The following is a 16,456-nucleotide window of genomic DNA, read 5'->3' as shown; positions in this document are numbered from 1 at the left end:
TGCGTGGGCCCGTAACTATCGATGGCTCCCGGAGCGCACTGATGAGTTCGATGCCACTATTTTTCTGCCTCCGATCGCTGAGTTACTAGCGCTTTCAGCGCCAGCTCCAGGACCGCGCCTAGCGGTTGATTGAGTTCGTCCGCCACAGAATAGAGAAGATTGATCGTCTCCTCCGTTGCCTTGACGTTAATCTGGCGATTTCTGCCCGTAGTGTAACGGCGGCCCTGACGAGGTTGCGCTTGGGTTGGTTCTTTGTCCCCCGGCTGTTCGCGAGCGGACCTGCTGGGAAACCCGTTTTCTTTGGCGATCTGGTCCAAAGCCTTCGGGTCCATTCGAGCTGATGATTTGCGGGGTGTGAAATCACCCAGATCGCCAAATACTGGTGCTCGCTCCGACATTATGCCGCCTCCCCTGCCCTAGCCTGCTTCGAAGCCCTCAGACGATCTACGACTTCCATCGTGAACGCATTTGCGTTTGCGATTGCCTTATCAAGGTTGGCGACATCTTCGCCCTTTAGTCCTTCGAGCGTCTGCCGGAAGGAAAACATAGCACGGTAGGCTTCGCGCTCATGGAGCTGGGTGTCGAATACAGAAATCGCATTGTTGCCCAGACCCTCCATGATGTGACTCGTTGTGCGAGTCCGGATCGCTGGATTCGTGCGCGTTAGCAGCACGCCATAGTCCACTTTGCTTCGCGACATCTTTTCCTGTTGATGGATCACCTTGAGCGCCCTCCCCGCCTGCTCAGCATCAAGCTGCGAGCCTTGCGTCGGGATGATCACGAGGTCTGCCTGGCTAACGGCTAAGACCACGATTTTGGCGGCTGTTCCCTCAAGGTCGACAATCACGAATGGTGTAGCAACCGCAGCCTCCTCGATCTTATCTATGATGTTCTCTTCGTCGGCGTCTGCGACAATTTTCAGATTCTCTGGCGCATTCCCTCCCCTCTCCCATGATTGGAAAGGGCGATTCGGATCGGCATCGATGACCGTGACCGGCGCACCTTGGCTCAGTTGGTTGGCGAGGATCATTGCGGATGTCGTTTTGCCGACGCCGCCCTTTGGACTGAGAAATACGATCGTGGGCATGGCGACCCTTTGCTCCCCTCAAAATGGTATCCAGTAGCTACTGGGTATCAATGCCTATACGATAGCTTTCATAAAGCCAAGTAGTTTCGAATAGCTATCCACTATCGCGTAGCTTCCTGATACCGGGTAGCTACTAGCTATCTGGTCGCTATCTGCTATCTGGTCGCTATCTGCTATCTGGTCGCTATCTGCTATCTGGTCGCTATCTGCTATCTGGTCGCTATCTGCTATCTGGTCGCTATCTGCTACCCGCTAGCTTTCTGGTATCCTTCCTCTATCCGACGGATAGCTGGTAGCTACTTATTACGATCGCCCATCTCTCACACAGAGATTGATTCGTCGATGCCAGGAACATGCTCATCAAGTGGCACTGCGCGACGGTCTTTGATGAGCCGCTTGTGAACAGCTTGCCGCGACACACCAAGGAGCGTTGCGACTGCAGCCGGCGTCATGGGGGAGGGGCCTTGCATCAGCTTCAGAGCCTGCTCCCATTGTTCGGGTGAAATGACGGGCGGACGGCCAAGCTTTTTGCCCGCACGGCGGGAGGCCTGCAAACCTGCCTGCGTCCGCTCTCGAATGACGTCACGCTCGAACCGAGCGAAAGCGCCAATGATGTGGAAGAAGAGCTTGCCCGCTGGCGTGACGGTCTCGATCTGCTCCGTCAGCGAGCGGAACGCGAGCTGACGATCCGCCAGAAGCTGCAGCTCCGTAATGAGCGTCAACAGAGAACGGGAGAGGCGATCCATCCGCCACACGATCAGTTCGTCACCTGGCCGGGCCATTCGCAAGGCTTCAGCATAATGAGGCTTAATAACCGCGCTGCCAGAAATTCCGCGATCCTCGAAGATCCGCTCACAACCAGCGTCGCGAAGCGCGTCCCGCTGGAGCGCCAGATTCTGCTCATCCGTCGAGACGCGCGCGTAGCCAATCTTCATAGATCACCTCCAATCAAAAAGGCGCTCAACGAGCGCTTCACCCGCATCCTCAAGGAGAATGAGCTGGCCCACATGCTCGGGCTCAAGGATCTGCCAAGCGCCGTCGCCCCAGCGCAGCTCGTGGCGGTCAAAGGCTTTGCTGTATTCATAAATTCCGTAGGGCGGCTTCATTAGCTTCCATGAGCGGGCGAGGGGGCTTCCCGGCTTGACTAGGGCGATGCAGATCAGGTCGTCAGCTCTCTTCATCACGCTGAAAACTCCCAAGGATTGATCACCGTCAACGCCGCGGCCTCAAAGGGCGCAACGTCGCGCGTAGCCACAGAGAAGCCGGCAGAGGCGGCAATGGCGGCGATGTAACCATCGGGGGTAGGAAAACCCCGTCCAGCGCCCTTCGCCAGAGAAGCGAGGTCGGCGAAGGAACGTGCGGCGTTGCTGTCAAAGGAAAGGATGCGACCGGCAAACAGTCGTTCAACGCCCTTAAAGATCGTCGCGAGGCGATCCCTCTTTGCACCGGAAGGCAATTTGCTAATTCCGAACAGGACCTCGGCTTGCGTGATCGTGGTGATATAGAGAGCACCATCGATTTGCTGGTCTAACCAACCCCTGACGATTGGGGAAGGGATCGGGCGCATGGCCTCGGAAATGACGTTCGTATCCAGAACAATCATTCGTCGAAACTCATTGGCTCAGCCGGGGTCCGGTCTCTCGCGCTCTCCATGATAGCGAACTCCTCCTCAGTGAGACCGATCTCGCGCCCGAGATCCCACAGGGCTTGGCCCATCTTCATGCGATCTGGTGGCATGACTGCCGCTGCGATGAGTTCACGAACCTCTGCCTCCGCGCTGCGGCCATGGCGCGCCGCAAGGATCTTCAGACCACGGTGAATTTCATCGGGAATGTTTCTGATGGTCAGTGCTGGCATAGCCATGTCCTTCGTGCTATCAAACTACAGAGATGATATCACACTACGGCAAATTGTCAACTTAATCGAACGTTGTTCAAATTAAGTTGACAATCAAGAATTGAGAATAATTTGTGCGCCGCACAATTCGCCGAAATGCTGCCTTATGAGCAGGAGAGGGCGGGGCTGGTTGACGGTCAACTAAACGACCGATTTTTTGACGCTAGCCCCCGATAGTAGACAGCCGCCAGCATGACCTGTAATTACCGTACAGGATACATAGGAAGATACGATGACACTACGCGATAAAAAGATAATTGGTTGGGCTGAGATAATCACAATCACCCCAGCACTTTGTTTATTTTTGTCTATTCTAGTTAACCGATACTTTCCAAACGCTGGCGCATTTGGATACTTTTTCCTCATTCTAATCTTTGTTTATGCCGCTGTCTCGATAATAACTAAGTTAACAACCGGGTTAACTCCGGCACAACTTTTTGGTATTAAGTCAATCGAGCAGTCCTAATTTGTATTTTGTGCTTAGCGAAACCATTATGCAGCCCGTTGGCAGAAGCTGCGGTCACAGATAAATGCGAAGCCCGCAACGATCGCTACGAATGAAGGACATCCAGACGATGAATAACGCCGACCTCGCTCAAAAGCTGGCCGATGCGCACGGCATTGCAAAGGCCGACGCCAAGAAATATGTCGATAGCGTGTTCGCTGAGATCGCGGCCGCCGCCGCTAAAGGCGAAGAGATCAGCTTAAACGGCTTCGGCAAATTCAAGGTCAAAGACACGCCCGCTCGCGAGGGGCGAAATCCCGCGACTGGCGCGGCGATGACGATCGCGGCATCGAGGAAGGTCTCTTTCTCTGCTGCAAAGGGCCTCAAGGACGCGCTGAACGCCTAGGCGCAAAAGGGCCGGTGGAGTTGATCCACCGGCCTTAGTTTTCCAGTTGGCGGGTCGCTTCCCTATACTGGGTGCATATCCAATACCCGTGACGCAGATCCGTTGCCAGATTGCCCCGCAGAGCATCCATTGGTCGCTAGCTCTCTTGACCCGAATCAGATTCCGTTCTTATTTTGTTCCAATGGAACAGCCCAGCACGAATGACCTCGCCGATGCATTGCTGTCCGCCCCTGGGTGGGCTCGTGTCGGTTTGACAGCTCCGCGCGACACTCTGCGCATGGCGGCGGCAAAGGAACTCGCCCTGCAGATCCAGAGTCTGATGGACGGGGAGGAGGGTGTCCCAGACCCTCGACAAGCGAGCCTCCCGTTCTGATGCGCCCGCTCGATCCTGAAAATGAGGACGAACCGCTCGACCTTGGGCTGTTCGAAATGATGATGGGCATGACGCCTCAGGAGTGGGATGCCCCCATGTCGGAGCAGGACGATGGATCGGTGTCGGCTTTGCACAACCAATGATCGCGACGCGCTCGCGGAGCAGTTGGCGGAAGAGATGTGGAATAGTCGCCGCGATCGCGCCATTGATCCTCCATGGGAGGAGGCGGGGCCTTACTGGCATCGGGCCATGAGGCAGTTTGCCGACGCCACTCTGAAAATGCTCCAGCGCGACCATGGATGAAGCGATGGAGGTGCTACAACAGGCGTGCGCCCGTAGCGCCCAAGGAAAGCAAGATGGGCCGGACGTGCGCCTCGCATTGAAAGCGCTGCGTTTCCTCGGCGTCCCCAATGAGGCGCTGAAGTACTTTTGGGATAGCTGCACAAGCGAGACTGAAATCGGGCGATCACAGAATATGAACGCAGCGCTTAGACGCATCGAGCGATTGCGCGACGGAAAACCGACAGCCTAGCCGCGACTGGGAGCCAAGCGCGCTACATCGAGCGATCAGAACACCAAAGGAAATGGGCCGGTGGAGCGATCCACCGGCCCGGTTTCCCAACGTGACGATTTCGCCTTCAGTCACGCTGGGCGGGAAAGTCCGATATTTAGCTGCTCGGCTTGCGGATTGCCAGAATAACCGTGTTCACCTGAGTTCCGGCATGGGCGAAAGATCCGGGGGGCAGATCGTGCCACTTGCCCCAGCCATAGGCCGGTTTGCAGCGCTCAACCAGATCGTGCAGCGCCTTGTGCCGGCGGTCCTCTCCATATTCGGCGCGGGCGCTCATGACCGCGACCAGGACGCCACCGGGTTTCAAGAACTGGTAGGCGTGCCGGACATGATCGCAGTCGCGGCCGCGATCGAAGGGCGGGTTCATGATGATGCAATCGAACAGCTCTGTGTCAGGCTGAATGGTGAGGAAATCCGCTTCGTGGACATCATCGAATCCGTGCAGCACGCGCAGCTCGTAGGCGAGACCTGGCTGAAGCTCGATGCATGAAACGATCGCACCCCTGTCTCGCGCCGCCCTGGCCAGAATGCCCGTGCCGGCGCTGGGCTCCAGCACGCGCTGCCCTGAGCCAATTTGCGCATAACGCATGACTTCGCCGGCAACGTCCTCGGACGAGTTGAAGGCTCCGAAATTCTTGGCGGGGGTCAGATGATATTCTGGCGCGTCGTCGGCCTTGGTGCTGTTGTAGGCGTCGCCGATGACCTCGCCATAATATTCGGCCAGGAGTTTGTTCACCTCGCGCAGCAGATCCTTGCGCTCGAACCAGAGGTGCAGATTGCCATTGCCGAACACGCGCACCCGGAAATATTCGCCCTTGATGACGCAAGGGGTCTGTCCGTGCAGGCCCGTCACCCGGCTTATGATGCTCTGATGCTCGGGGCAGGGGCCAAGGCCGTCCAGTTCGCGAAACACGCGTTCGACATCGCGCAGCGTATCGCGGCGATTGTAACTGTCCCACCAATTCAGGCTGTCGCTTAGCGCCCGCTCGATGATGAGGCGCGACCCGATCTTGAACCCGTCATGTGACCGAAACCGGCGGTCCAGAGCCATGAACGTGTTGGCAATACCGCGCAGATAAAGCGTGCGGCGGTTCTCCCAGATGTTGCCGAACGTCGACGTGCAATTTTCAGAGGTGAATGCCGGCGGTGCGCCCTTCAAGCTTGAATAGAACTCCTCGCGTGCCTGACGGTCCAGCAGTTGGTCAAAGCCAAGCGTCTCCAGAAGATGGGTCCAGCAGCGGGAGTCGATCGCGCCGGTAATCTGGTCTTCAAAGTCGTCCCGAGCGGGCTTCTCATGTATTTTGCCCGTTTCGCGATCTCGCTTCCGCTTGATCTCGGCCGCAAGGAACGATTCGGCCAACTCCATTTTTTCAAACCGCCCGACGGGGAGGGAGACAGATCCTCCAACGCAGATTTTTGCAGCCTCGGCAGTGAGAGCATGGAAGTTGTCATAGGCCTGCATCCAAAGATCGATAGCGCGGCTGCGCCCTGCGGTGATCTCGTCGATCTGGGCGCGGTGCATGAGGTCGTTGCTCACGGCGTCAGTCTTCCTGATGATGTCGAATGGGAAGGGGGAGGGGCGGCGCGCTCGGCCGCCCCGCACGCAATCAGTATTCGTCGCTACGCATGATCGTGAGAACGCGCGCGGTCTTGCTGGGATCGCTGGGGTCTGAGGAACCGAACTCTAAGGCGGTGTCGTAATAGTCGATCTTCCACATGCAGCTTGTGCCCTGCCAATCGAACAGCCCGAAATCTCGCTCGCCGTGGGGGTCGTTGTCGCTGTCGAACGTGTCAAACTGGCGGACCTCACGCAGCAGCTCGGCCTGACGCCCATAGCCGGGCCAACGGGCCGCATCGCCGATCATGGCATCGATGCCTGCGGTGAAGACGACACGATTAAATCCAGTGGCCTGTGGCAGTGCTTTACGCATGGCGTCGTTAAGCGCTGCGATCTTCGCGACCTTGCTCTGCGGCTGTGAGGCATTCTGGATCGTCATGTTTTTCCCTTTCTGATTTGGAGCCGAAGGCGATGGCCCCGTGCCATCGGCTTCTGCCGAGTGGCGAACTGGGTCGGGGAATTTGCATCGGCTCGTGCGGGGGGGAGGGGGATCACCCGGCGCGCAGGGAGCGGAGCGACTGAGCGTTGGGGATACCTCCCGCACGACCAAGCGGAGGCGCGTGAGCGCCGGAGACGGCCAGGCCGTAGCAAAGGGGGCAGGAACAGGCCCCGGAACGCGCGCAGCGCCCTGAGACGGCCGCGGCAGCGGTCCCTAGCGTGTCGCCGGCATCGTCCGGCGCGCGCACAGAGGATCTTCGGGCATCAAGGCCACGCAACGCAGCGCTGACCAAGAGCTGGCGAAGGGGAGTGGCCTGCCCGGCTATCTCACGCGAGGATCGTCACCCGAATGGGACGAGACGCCGGCACGGTGGCTCGGTCGTAGCGCAGCGGAGATAGAGCCGTGCCCGGAGGGTCGCGCCCAAACCACACGCGCGCGAAGTCCAAATTGAAATCGCTGCTTGCCTAGAACAGGCTACTTATTTCTGGTGTCCGTTTGATGAAACACCTTGTCGCCCCCCTGCAGCCTTCTAATCGCGATGATTTTCCCGGTAGACCCAATATCATATGAGACGGCATCATAAGACCAACAACAGTGCGCGGGTGTGCTGCGCCCCCAACTCGCCATCGAATTGAAATACTCAATTAGAAGAATTTTTCCAAATGATGAGTATCCTGCTTCAATACGAAATACTACGCCCTTTGCACCCAGCTTGCTGCCAAAAATGCTTAGCCATTCCTCTTTCGATCGCGCGACTTCTTTACCATCCTCGGTAACAACAACCTTGTCATCGAGCAGTGCCGAGTAGCCATTTAAATTTTTACCCTCGATGGCTCTTACCAGCTTCTGCTCCATGGCCGTTTGGCCAGGGAGAGGCGGGGGAGGGGGAACCTGTGATAAGGCTGAGGTCGAGATCATGAACGAAGCGGCAGCAACTCGCCCGATTAACATAGCAATCCTCTCACATCGGTGCTCGACATGAGGCATCCTATCACAAGATGCCTACCCGCCCAACCCGTTGAATTCCGCACTATCTTATTGACAGATCACGATATTATTCCGACACTCGGGTCCCGAAACGAAGCACTTAGTTGGAGAGTGAGATGCCGAGCGAGATCGTCGTCACCGCGCGCCCATACTCTGTATTTATGCAGACGGATTATTATAATTTTGACGGCGGGGGATCGCCAGCGGGCCCAGGGGTTGCACTAGCGGACCTCGCGATGTCCGACTTGAGCGTCAAAAACAATGTCACGATCGACGAAGACGCTAATACTCCCGAAATTGTTATTACTGCTGGCAAGATCAAAAACGCCCTCATCGGGATTGGAGGGGCAGCCGCGCTCTATTCTTACTCCCAAGGCACTTTTTTGGTGCCCTGTTCCGGCAGTTACTCATTCGCCGAAGTCTTAGCTAACGCGAAGAACATGACATTCAGATTAGTCACCACGAATTTTGGACCGGGGCGAGCCGGAGAGAACCTGGTAGGGTCGAATGGCAACAATGTGCCCGTGTTGATCAATGCTCAATTGGCGTATCAGTATACGCAACATCAAAATGGCGCTCTATACGTGGTTGCCCACGAACTGGCGCACTCTCTTAACAGTATGCAGCAATACAATAACTAGCTTTGGCAGCAGTATGTCGCTCAATTTCCGAACATGTCTCAGGAGCAACTTGTTGCAGCATATCCGACAAGTCCTGAATTTGCAGCTAACGAGGCCCGCGCCAACACAATAGCCAGGGCGATGGCCGCTTATGTTGGATTGGGTTACATGGCTGCTGAGCCCACTCATGGGTATGAGACATGCTAATCTGCTAGGCGGCATGGACAAGCGGCCGCTGGCAGGCCGTAGCAGAGGGGGAGGAGCAGGCCCCGGAACGCGCGTAGCGCCCCAGGACGGCCGTGGCAGCGGCCCTACCGTGTCGCCGGCATGGTCCGGCGCGCGCACGAGGATCTTCGGGCATCAAAGGCCGCGGAACGGGGCGCTGGCCCAAGAGCTGGCGAAGGGGAGTGGCCTGCCCGGCTCTACCACGCGAGGATCGTTACCCGAAGGGACGAGACGCCGGCACGCTGGCTCGGTCGGAGCGCAGCGAAGATAGAGCCGTACCCGTAGGGTCGCGCTCAGATTTACCTACCTATGGAACTGGACCACGATTCCGTGAGCCGGTAGAATTACCGCATGACAGCTAAGATTGAACGGATTTTTCCCCGTTGGGCGCGGACGCTGGGTGCATTGCATTATTCAAATGCGCTGGCGCGCGCGCAATGCCGGCATTGCGGCGTGCAGCTCCGCGTCGATTTGGAGGCCTTGGGATTGAAGCACGGCCCAATGGCGACCCTTATCGATCGCTCTGACCGCTGCAGCATGGTCGCCTGCCATGGGAGCGTGTTTTATCTCGCGTCGCGGAGCTATGGTCGCCAATGGCTGCCGCTGATCAGCCGCGAGGATCTTCTGCTTGGCCTGAACACTGCGGCTCCGCCGTGCGATGCGAAATCGCTCGATTTGTTGAGCCGGCGGACGGCGGGCGACCACAGTGGCTAAACGCGGCGATAGGCGACGCCAATTCTGGCGGTCGCCGTCTCTCTGCGCGCGAGGAGCTGGCGAACGAAGCGCGCACCGCGATCGTCGTCATCGAACGAAACGCGCCGGGCTTGCCCGGCTGCACCGATGCGGCCCCAGCTATAGTCAACGACGATTGCGCCGAAGAGGTCGCGCTGAACGTGAATCTCGTAGCGGCGCGCGATGTTGCGTGCGAGGTCCACGGCCTGCAGGCGGATGAGCTGATCGTCGGCATCGAGCATAGCCGCACTGTCCTCGCGCGCGCGCGCGAGGTCCAACCGGAAATCTGAATCAGTATGTCAGGACTGATTCAGTCGTTCGATCAGCTTTCCAGCGCGACGATCTTCAGGGCTGAGGTTTGGCCTGCACCAAGCCGAGAACGGCTTGCTTGTTGTCCATCCATGCAGCTGAAATCGGGCTGCGCCACGCAATCATGTCATGGATGCGTTGGTATCGTCAGCGATCACACGCGCAAAAATGGGTTCGTGGTGAGCAATCCGGTTGCGCAACTGGCGGATAGCGCGAAGATCATTGTATGCGGTTAGACGGCACTGCGCGATAGACTGGTTGGGCGGGGCGCCGGGAAAGCAGGCGCGGAAATGTTGGTTCCAGATGCGCGTCTCCTGTCCGACGGTGAACATATTTTCCCAGAACGCGAATTTGAGCTCGGCAATGATCTTGCCGGTTGTCGGCAAATAGGAAGCGCATTGGCCTAGGTCATTAGCAGCGCTGTAGCGCTTTCTTGTTCGCGGCCTTGGCAAACTCCGAAGAAAACCATTGTTCCAAGGCCAGTTTGCGCCGTGCACGCGCTCGATCCCCTCGGAGATTCCGTTGCGGATTGCGACTTCGCAAACCTGCAAAGGGACGAACAAGGCAGCCGATAGATCAAGATTCCACTCGTAGAGCGCCAGGGCCTTGTCCCTGTCATTACCCATGGCCTGGAGGTAAGTAGCAAAGCGCGGTGCTGATATGATGCCGGGCAATTCCTGGGCTTCATCAGTCGTAAAGGGCAACGCGATACATCCTTAGGCCTACGCTATTGACGGTGTCGTCAACAGGCCTATATGTCACTCAACGGCTTTGAGAAAGCGGGCTCACGCCCCCCCTCATCGTCAAAGGATACCTAAAGGCCCGCCCCCCCGGCGGGCCTTTTCTTTTGCGCGCAGCGCCCCAAAATGGCCGTGGTAACGGCCCTCCAAGTGTGTCGGAGGGGCGACGAGGCCCCTCCGGCGCCCTTGTCAGGCAGCTTCGTCCAGTTCGGGCAGCTCGTCCTCATCGCCGCTATCATTGAATGCCTCGGGTCCCTCGATCTTGACGGGGAGGGGAGGGATGGTCCCGGTTTCCATGAAGTCCGGGAGCCAGTTCACAGCCTCGGCAACATCGTCGGAATGCAAGCCGAGCAACTTGGTGTCTTCCTCGTCGCAATTGGCGATCCGGGCACAGAAGGCAGCGGTTTCGCTGGCCTTCATTCCCTTGGCGCGATCTGCCAGTCCCCAACTGTCGAGAAGAGCAAGGCGAGCCTTGTGGGAGAGCTTGGCAAAGAACGCCTCGTCCAGATCGATGGCATCGCGCCAGCGTCCAAAGCCGGGTTCGCCCTCGATGATGTTCGCCAGTTCGCAGACCATGCGGGGCGTGCGGCCCTCGCTATAGGCAGAGGTGGTCGCCATGAGCATGTGACCGGCGACCATTGCTGCGACCTTGTTCTTGTCGAGGTCGGACAACTGGCGGAACAGCGTAAAGCCCGCAATGGGATCATGTGCGGTCCTCCATGTCGCGGAGGCCATGTCTTCCTTGGTCATGAGCCATGCCGCTCTTTCCGGACGCCCTTTCACCAGCTCGGCAATCTTGCTGGTGCCATCCTCATCATGGGGAAGGTCGTTGATGCCCTGATCCTCACCATGGAAATAGACCGTGTTGCCATAGCCCGGTGTCGGCATGAGGATCGTGCGTGCCTGAGTGAACAGCATGAAATCGAGCGCGAGCGAGGACCCTGCGGATGCCGACTGAATCAATTCGGCGCGGATCATGTCGCGGCGGATGAGCATCATGACCTGCATATTGTCCTTGGACAGGCCGAAGCGGGCGCGCTCTGCCTCTGCTGGGCTCAACTCGGCCTTGGCGCCGCGCTGCTCGGTTGCGCCCTTGGGAACGTCCGCGCCCTTGGCGGCACGATCCGCAAACCAAAGCGCTACGTCGAATGCGCCGTCATTGTCGATTGACGCGACACCTACCACCGCACCCTTCTTGGGCAAAATGATCGGGCGCATCGCGTTCAGCTCCGCCAACACTTCCGAGAGCTTCCCATAAGCCTCTTCCAGATCGGGCAGGACCTCGCCGTCCTCATCGAGCATCGCGGCAAGGCGATCCTCGACACCGGCATGAGTGGGCGCGTGATTCTTGGGTAAATCGCCAAGCTTTAGGCGAATACGAAGTTCATGATCGGTCGAGAGATAGCCATATTGCTTGATCTGCGGAGGCGACGCCGCCCATGAAAATTGCAGGTCAGCCAACCCCCATTTTTCGCCAATCACGCGGCCATTGCGCACGATCTTATGCTCGAACCGGTCTTTATCATCGGCCATGCGCTGCGCGGCAAGATTCCGGAGCAAATCGGGGTTCTGCACGATGCCTTCGCCCTCCTTTGCGAACAGATCGGCCTCGAAAACCCCTCCCGCTTCGCGATAGGCCTCGATGCCGACATAGCGGATCAGCTTCGATAGTTCATGGTCGCCCGAGTTCATCGCCTTGCGGATGGCGCTGGCATTCTTTTGGTGGTCATAGGTCGCCTGCTCTTCCAACTGGCGATAGACGGCGATCTGCAAGGATTGGTCCTCGGTGGCGGCATAGGCCATGGCCTGCGCGTCGGTGATCTCGCCAGCGCTGTAGAGGTCCATGATTTCCGGATGCAGGTTTGCAATGCGCATGATGCGGGCAGTTCGGGCCACGTCATAGCCGAACATCGCGCCAAGCTCTTCAAGGGTCGCCTCGGGGCGCTCGGCCCGGATCGCGGCGAATCCTCGATACACGTCGGGGAGGGACATGGCTTCACGCGCACGGTTTTCTGCCATGCTGATTTCAGTGACTTTTGAGAGGTCACCGACCTTCATGCACGGGAATGTCATGCCTTTGCGGCTCGGGTCGGCCTCGGCAAGTGCGGTCAGCAAACGACGGCGGCGGTTTCCGGCAATCACTTCATAGCCGCCACCCTCGCGGTCGATGACGACCATCGGTTGAATGAGGCCCACCGAGAGCAAGGATGCTGACACTTCGGCATCGCTGGCCGCGCTGGATGGGGTCTTGCGGACATTGCGTTCGCTCGCGTGAAGCTGCTCAACAGCGAGGTGCAGGATCGTTTGTTTTGCGGGCTTGCTGGTCTTGGTCATGTCGTTTTTCCCTTTCTGATTTGGAGCCGAAGGCGATGGCCCCGTGCCATCGGCTTCTGCCGAGTGGCGAACTGGGTCGGGGAATTTGCATCGGCTCGTGCGGGGGGGAGGGGGATCACCCGGCGCGCAGGGAGCGGAGCGACTGAGCGTTGGGGATACCTCCCGCACGACCAAGCGGAGGCGCGTGAGCGCCGGAGACGGCCAGGCCGTAGCAAAGGGGGCAGGAACAGGCCCCGGAACGCGCGCAGCGCCCTGAGACGGCCGCGGCAGCGGTCCCTAGCGTGTCGCCGGCATCGTCCGGCGCGCGCACAGAGGATCTTCGGGCATTAAAGGCCACGGACCGCAGCGCTGACCCCATGAGCTGGCGGAGGGGAGTGGCCTGCCCGGCTATCTCACGCGAGGATCGTCACCCGAATGGGCCGAGACGCCGGCACGGTGGCTCGGTCGTAGCGCAACGGAGATAGAGCCGTACCCGAAGGGTCGTGCTCCAGGTCATGGCTCCCCCCAATCGCGTGAAGTGGGGGTCGGTTCCAGGTGAGGGCGAAATGACACCCTAAGCGGCGGTGTCTTTTGGCCAGAGGTACTCGCCAGTGAGGAGGATGTGCGCCCATCCGAGCGGCGAGATATGGGCGAGAAGATGGTCGGGGGTATCGAGCCCTTCGCGACGCCGAGCCTCGACGGCATGGCCGAGATGCAGGGTGTTCCAGTAGACGATGGTGGCGGTGAGCAGGTTGAGGCCGGCGATCCGGTAATGCTGACCCTCCGTCGTACGGTCACGGATTTCGCCCTGACGGCCGATTCGCAGGGCGTTCTTCAACGCATGATGTGCTTCGCCCTTGTTTAGGCCGACCTGTGCACGGCGCTGCATGCCGGCATCGAGTATCCATTCGATGATGAACAGCGTCCGCTCGATCCGGCCCACCTCGCGCAACGCGGAGGCAAGATCGTTCTGGCGCGGATAGGCAGCGAGCTTGCGCAAGATGCTGCTTGGCGCGACCTGGCCCGCGCTCATGGTGGCGGCGCAGCGGAACAGATCGGGCCAGTTGGAAACGATCAGCGCCTCACGAGCCTTGCCGCCTACCAGCGGGCGCAGTTCGCTCCGCGTGGCGGCAGGGTCGAATACGTACAGCCGTTTGGACGGCAGGTCGCGGATGCGCAGCACGAGGCGATAGCCGAGCATGGCACTGATCCCGAACAGATGGTCGGTGAACCCGCCAGTGTCGGCGTATTGCTCTTCTATTCGTCGCCCTGCTTCGTTCATCGTCAGCCCGTCGAGCAAATAGGGTGCTTCGCTGACTGTGGCTGGGATGGTCCGCGATGCAAACGGCGCGAAGCGGTCGTTGACGTGGGTATAGGCCTTGATGCCGGGGTCGTTGCCGTAGCGAGCGTTGACTGTGTTCATCGCCTCGCCCTGCCGAGCGGCAGGGTAGAACTGGCCATCGGCAGACGCGGTAGTGCCGATGCCCCAGACCCGCGCCAACGGCAGATCGCCCTGTGCGGCGACCACGTTAGCAAGCGCCTGGTCAATCGCCGCACTTTCGACATGCCAGCGCGCGAGGCGGGAAAGTTGCCAATAGTCGTGGGTGTTGGAAGCCTCAGCCATCTTGCGCAGGCCGAGGTTCAGGCCCTCGGCAAGCAGGACGTTGAGCAAACCAATCCGGTCGCCGCACGGCACGCCGGTGCGCAGATGCGTGAAGGCGTCGGTGAAACCCAGCGCTTTATCGACTTCGAGGAGCAGGTCGGTGATACGGACGGGCGGCAGTCGGCGATATAGATCAAGCACCAACTCCTCGATCCCGTCCGGCGAATCGGCGGTGAGGCGATCGATGCGCAGTGTGCCGTCCTCGATGCTGCCTTTCGGGCTTGGTCCGACACGCGCGCTGAGCAAGGTCGCCAATGCGCTCGCCAAAGCATCGGAGAAGGTTTGGGGCGGTGTGGTCGATCTGCACGATTCAGAGCTGCGCAAGCGGCTGTTTGCGGCGTGGCCGGTCGAGGAGGTTTGGGGGATCGGGCCAGCGCTGGCAGCGCGGCTGCGGCCGCTGGGGGTATCGACCGCTGCGGAGCTTGCCGCGCTGCATCCCGACGTTGCGCGGAGCGTCGGCACGGTCGTTCTCGAGCGTCTTGTCCTCGAACTCAATGGGATCGAATGCGAGGGCTTTCAGCCCGAGCCAGAGCCGTTGAAGGCCACCGCCGTTACGCGATGCTTCGGCGAGCCGGTGAGCGATGCCACGACAATTCGCGAGGCAATGGTGCGGCGCGCTGTGCGCGCCGCCGAAAAAATCAGGGCGCAGGACCTGGTTGCGACGCGGCTGATCGCGTTCATGCACGGGAGCCGGTTCAAGCCGAACGCACCGTCGGCCTCGCGCTCTGCGCGCCTCTCGCCAGCGACGAACGATCCTCGGGTGGTCGCGCGGGTCGCAGGCGCATTGTCCGACGCCATGTTCGCCAGTGGCTCGGTCTATACGAAATGCGGCGTGATGCTCGAAGGGCTGCACGCCGCTGACGCGATGCAAGGCGATCTCTTCGCTGCTGCCGATCCGAAAGCGGGCGAGCTGCTGGCCGCGCTGAATGGGCTGAACCGACGCTACGGGCGAAGCACGGTCCGCCTCGCGGCCGAAGGGCAGGGGGCGCGCAGCTATGACACCAAGCGCTTGATGAAGAGTCAGGCGTGGACGACGAGGATCGGGGAGGTTCCGGTTGCCCGGTGAACCTCCAAGCGGTCAACGACGGGCTGCCACCCAATCCTTGAGCGCGTCATCGATCCGGGACTGCCAACCGGGTCCGTCTGAACGGAAGTGCTCGACCACTTCGGGAGAAAGCCTGATCGTGGTGCTGACCTTGGTGGGCGTCTTCTGTTTCCCTCGGGCGCGCATCTTCGCTGCAAGTTCGGGGAAAACCTCGGCAAAGGGGCGGGCCTCGGCGATCTCCTTCGCCGTCAATTCCGGGTTATCGCTCACTTCGGCAATATCCGCCTTAGTATATTTGACATCAGCCATGGCAGTTTCCTCAGTAGCTCGATGCTTTATGCCGCTACAGCGAGACGGACGCCAATTGCCTTCATGATATCGAGAAGGCCCGCCAGTGAAGGATTTCCGCCTTCGCCAAGAGCCTTGTAAAGACCTGAGCGAGACATGCCTGCTTTCGCTGCAATGTCGCTCATGCCGCGCGCCTTTGCGACGTCGCTGATTGCTGCGACGATAAGGGCCGGGTCGCCCTCTTCAAAAGCCGCGTCCAGATAAGCGGCAATCGCATCCTCGTTTGCAAGGAACTCGGTCGGGTCCCAAATTGTCGTTTCAGCCATGTCTAAAACTCCTTCGCCAACTCAAGTGCGTCACGAATATCGCGTTTCTGCGATTTCTTGTCTCCGCCCGCCAAGAGGATCACCAACACATCGCCCTTCTTGATGAAATAGACGCGATAGCCTGGCCCGAAATCGATCCGTAATTCACCAATGCCCTCAAAGAACTTGGCGTCTCCCAAATTGCCCATGGAAACACGGCGAATGCGAATTTCCACGCGGGCGCGGGCATGATGATCGAGGCTATTGAGCCACTTTCGGAACTGGAAGGTCTGACGGACTTCGATCATATGTCTACTATAGTGAACAGGCGAAGAGGTGGCAAGGGAAATGTGCACTTTAGTGGAAAACAGGCTCTTGCCTGGCCAAAGGGGTG

Annotated in this window: 20 protein-coding genes and 2 pseudogenes; 6 read left to right on the top strand and 16 right to left on the bottom strand. The window is 59.2% G+C overall.

Translation table 11 applies throughout. The features are described from left to right. Positions 1-56: 56 nt before the first annotated feature. From M2336_RS17890 to M2336_RS17865, 6 genes are all read right to left on the bottom strand, one after another. Entirely contained in the window at positions 57-398 is a 342-nt protein-coding gene (locus tag M2336_RS17890; protein WP_264593367.1) for a hypothetical protein, read from the bottom strand. After that, positions 398-1,087, bottom strand: coding sequence for a ParA family protein (locus M2336_RS17885; protein WP_264593366.1), 690 nt, complete (start codon positions 1,085-1,087; stop codon positions 398-400). The genes M2336_RS17890 and M2336_RS17885 overlap by 1 nt, the downstream gene beginning before the upstream one ends. Positions 1,088-1,407: 320 nt before the next feature. Continuing rightward, positions 1,408-2,022, bottom strand: a complete 615-nt coding sequence (locus M2336_RS17880) for a recombinase family protein (protein ID WP_264593365.1) — start codon at positions 2,020-2,022, stop codon at positions 1,408-1,410. 3 nt (positions 2,023-2,025) lie between these two features. Further along, entirely contained in the window at positions 2,026-2,268 is a 243-nt protein-coding gene (locus tag M2336_RS17875; protein WP_264593364.1) for a hypothetical protein, read from the bottom strand. After that, the gene (locus tag M2336_RS17870; protein WP_264593363.1) at positions 2,268-2,690 is read right to left on the bottom strand and encodes a type II toxin-antitoxin system VapC family toxin; all 423 of its coding nucleotides are present in this window, start codon (positions 2,688-2,690) and stop codon (positions 2,268-2,270) included. Before M2336_RS17870 ends, M2336_RS17875 begins: the two co-directional genes overlap by 1 nt. After that, a complete protein-coding gene (locus M2336_RS17865) occupies positions 2,687-2,944 on the bottom strand; it encodes a FitA-like ribbon-helix-helix domain-containing protein (protein WP_264593362.1) in 258 nt (85 codons plus the stop codon). The genes M2336_RS17870 and M2336_RS17865 overlap by 4 nt, the downstream gene beginning before the upstream one ends. Positions 2,945-3,540: 596 nt before the next feature. On the opposite strand from M2336_RS17865, the gene M2336_RS17860 reads away from it, so the two are divergent. The 3 genes from M2336_RS17860 to M2336_RS17855 all read left to right on the top strand — a co-directional run bounded on the left by M2336_RS17860 (position 3,541) and on the right by M2336_RS17855 (position 4,350). After that, positions 3,541-3,834, top strand: coding sequence for an HU family DNA-binding protein (locus tag M2336_RS17860; protein ID WP_264593361.1), 294 nt, complete (start codon positions 3,541-3,543; stop codon positions 3,832-3,834). Between the two features lie 181 nt (positions 3,835-4,015). Beyond that, positions 4,016-4,207: a DUF6771 family protein gene (locus M2336_RS18020; RefSeq protein WP_319801647.1), complete on the top strand. Its 192-nt coding sequence runs from the start codon at positions 4,016-4,018 to the stop codon at positions 4,205-4,207. After that, the gene (locus tag M2336_RS17855) at positions 4,207-4,350 is read left to right on the top strand and encodes a hypothetical protein (RefSeq protein WP_264593360.1); all 144 of its coding nucleotides are present in this window, start codon (positions 4,207-4,209) and stop codon (positions 4,348-4,350) included. The genes M2336_RS18020 and M2336_RS17855 overlap by 1 nt, the downstream gene beginning before the upstream one ends. Before the next feature lie 525 nt (positions 4,351-4,875). Here M2336_RS17855 and M2336_RS17850 read toward each other — a convergent pair. From M2336_RS17850 to M2336_RS17840, 3 genes are all read right to left on the bottom strand, one after another. Continuing rightward, positions 4,876-6,240, bottom strand: coding sequence for a DUF4942 domain-containing protein (locus M2336_RS17850; protein ID WP_264593359.1), 1,365 nt, complete (start codon positions 6,238-6,240; stop codon positions 4,876-4,878). 145 nt (positions 6,241-6,385) lie between these two features. Further along, positions 6,386-6,775 (bottom strand): DUF3768 domain-containing protein, encoded by a 390-nt coding sequence (locus M2336_RS17845; protein WP_264593358.1) that lies wholly within the window; start codon positions 6,773-6,775, stop codon positions 6,386-6,388. Positions 6,776-7,309: 534 nt separating this feature from the next. After that, complete coding sequence (locus M2336_RS17840; RefSeq protein ID WP_264593357.1) at positions 7,310-7,690, bottom strand: hypothetical protein; 381 nt, start codon at positions 7,688-7,690, stop codon at positions 7,310-7,312. A 248-nt stretch (positions 7,691-7,938) separates the two neighbouring features. Here M2336_RS17840 and M2336_RS17835 point away from each other — a divergent pair, with 248 nt between their 5' ends. Beyond that, positions 7,939-8,463: a hypothetical protein gene (locus M2336_RS17835; RefSeq protein ID WP_264593356.1), complete on the top strand. Its 525-nt coding sequence runs from the start codon at positions 7,939-7,941 to the stop codon at positions 8,461-8,463. Next, entirely contained in the window at positions 8,357-8,575 is a 219-nt protein-coding gene (locus M2336_RS18080) for a TraC family protein (RefSeq protein WP_413716188.1), read from the top strand. Before M2336_RS17835 ends, M2336_RS18080 begins: the two co-directional genes overlap by 107 nt. An 802-nt stretch (positions 8,576-9,377) precedes the next feature. Here M2336_RS18080 and M2336_RS17830 read toward each other — a convergent pair. From M2336_RS17830 to M2336_RS17815, 4 genes and pseudogenes are all read right to left on the bottom strand, one after another. After that, positions 9,378-9,641: a WGR domain-containing protein gene (locus M2336_RS17830; RefSeq protein ID WP_264593355.1), complete on the bottom strand. Its 264-nt coding sequence runs from the start codon at positions 9,639-9,641 to the stop codon at positions 9,378-9,380. A gap of 189 nt (positions 9,642-9,830) precedes the next feature. Next, positions 9,831-10,412, bottom strand: a complete 582-nt coding sequence (locus M2336_RS17825) for an Abi family protein (RefSeq protein ID WP_264593354.1) — start codon at positions 10,410-10,412, stop codon at positions 9,831-9,833. Between the two features lie 225 nt (positions 10,413-10,637). Next, positions 10,638-12,782, bottom strand: a complete 2,145-nt coding sequence (locus M2336_RS17820; protein WP_264593353.1) for a ParB/RepB/Spo0J family partition protein — start codon at positions 12,780-12,782, stop codon at positions 10,638-10,640. A gap of 553 nt (positions 12,783-13,335) precedes the next feature. Next, positions 13,336-14,664: pseudogene (locus tag M2336_RS17815) on the bottom strand (Tn3 family transposase); the annotation flags it as partial. Between M2336_RS17815 and M2336_RS17810 the strand changes: the two are divergent. Continuing rightward, positions 14,642-15,490 (top strand): annotated as a pseudogene (locus M2336_RS17810) (DUF4113 domain-containing protein); the annotation flags it as partial. The pseudogenes M2336_RS17815 and M2336_RS17810 overlap by 23 nt on opposite strands. A 12-nt stretch (positions 15,491-15,502) precedes the next feature. Here M2336_RS17810 and M2336_RS17805 read toward each other — a convergent pair. Genes M2336_RS17805 through M2336_RS17795 form a run of 3 tightly spaced genes read right to left on the bottom strand, consistent with a single transcriptional unit; the run spans position 15,503 to position 16,370 of the window. Then, a complete protein-coding gene (locus tag M2336_RS17805; RefSeq protein ID WP_264593352.1) occupies positions 15,503-15,778 on the bottom strand; it encodes a BrnA antitoxin family protein in 276 nt (91 codons plus the stop codon). Positions 15,779-15,804: 26 nt separating this feature from the next. After that, a complete protein-coding gene (locus M2336_RS17800) occupies positions 15,805-16,083 on the bottom strand; it encodes an addiction module antidote protein (RefSeq protein WP_264572446.1) in 279 nt (92 codons plus the stop codon). Between the two features lie 2 nt (positions 16,084-16,085). Beyond that, positions 16,086-16,370, bottom strand: coding sequence for a type II toxin-antitoxin system RelE/ParE family toxin (locus M2336_RS17795; RefSeq protein ID WP_264593351.1), 285 nt, complete (start codon positions 16,368-16,370; stop codon positions 16,086-16,088). Positions 16,371-16,456: the final 86 nt, after the last annotated feature.

Origin of the sequence: Sphingobium sp. B1D7B (assembly GCF_025961965.1) — a bacterium.
GTDB lineage: Bacteria > Pseudomonadota > Alphaproteobacteria > Sphingomonadales > Sphingomonadaceae > Sphingobium.
Note: the sequence above shows the minus strand (reverse complement) of the source record. Positions and strands in the feature narration are given on the sequence as shown.

Coding starts and splice junctions, on each gene's coding strand:
- M2336_RS17890 (WP_264593367.1), bottom strand. CDS start 398: ATGTCGGAGCGAGCACCAGTATTTGGCGATCTGGGTGATTTCACACCC.
- M2336_RS17885 (WP_264593366.1), bottom strand. CDS start 1,087: ATGCCCACGATCGTATTTCTCAGTCCAAAGGGCGGCGTCGGCAAAACG.
- M2336_RS17880 (WP_264593365.1), bottom strand. CDS start 2,022: ATGAAGATTGGCTACGCGCGCGTCTCGACGGATGAGCAGAATCTGGCG.
- M2336_RS17875 (WP_264593364.1), bottom strand. CDS start 2,268: ATGAAGAGAGCTGACGACCTGATCTGCATCGCCCTAGTCAAGCCGGGA.
- M2336_RS17870 (WP_264593363.1), bottom strand. CDS start 2,690: ATGATTGTTCTGGATACGAACGTCATTTCCGAGGCCATGCGCCCGATC.
- M2336_RS17865 (WP_264593362.1), bottom strand. CDS start 2,944: ATGCCAGCACTGACCATCAGAAACATTCCCGATGAAATTCACCGTGGT.
- M2336_RS17860 (WP_264593361.1), top strand. CDS start 3,541: ATGAAGGACATCCAGACGATGAATAACGCCGACCTCGCTCAAAAGCTG.
- M2336_RS18020 (WP_319801647.1), top strand. CDS start 4,016: ATGGAACAGCCCAGCACGAATGACCTCGCCGATGCATTGCTGTCCGCC.
- M2336_RS17855 (WP_264593360.1), top strand. CDS start 4,207: ATGCGCCCGCTCGATCCTGAAAATGAGGACGAACCGCTCGACCTTGGG.
- M2336_RS17850 (WP_264593359.1), bottom strand. CDS start 6,240: ATGCAGGCCTATGACAACTTCCATGCTCTCACTGCCGAGGCTGCAAAA.
- M2336_RS17845 (WP_264593358.1), bottom strand. CDS start 6,775: ATGACGATCCAGAATGCCTCACAGCCGCAGAGCAAGGTCGCGAAGATC.
- M2336_RS17840 (WP_264593357.1), bottom strand. CDS start 7,690: ATGGAGCAGAAGCTGGTAAGAGCCATCGAGGGTAAAAATTTAAATGGC.
- M2336_RS17835 (WP_264593356.1), top strand. CDS start 7,939: ATGCCGAGCGAGATCGTCGTCACCGCGCGCCCATACTCTGTATTTATG.
- M2336_RS18080 (WP_413716188.1), top strand. CDS start 8,357: ATGCTCAATTGGCGTATCAGTATACGCAACATCAAAATGGCGCTCTAT.
- M2336_RS17830 (WP_264593355.1), bottom strand. CDS start 9,641: ATGCTCGATGCCGACGATCAGCTCATCCGCCTGCAGGCCGTGGACCTC.
- M2336_RS17820 (WP_264593353.1), bottom strand. CDS start 12,782: ATGACCAAGACCAGCAAGCCCGCAAAACAAACGATCCTGCACCTCGCT.
- M2336_RS17805 (WP_264593352.1), bottom strand. CDS start 15,778: ATGGCTGATGTCAAATATACTAAGGCGGATATTGCCGAAGTGAGCGAT.
- M2336_RS17800 (WP_264572446.1), bottom strand. CDS start 16,083: ATGGCTGAAACGACAATTTGGGACCCGACCGAGTTCCTTGCAAACGAG.
- M2336_RS17795 (WP_264593351.1), bottom strand. CDS start 16,370: ATGATCGAAGTCCGTCAGACCTTCCAGTTCCGAAAGTGGCTCAATAGC.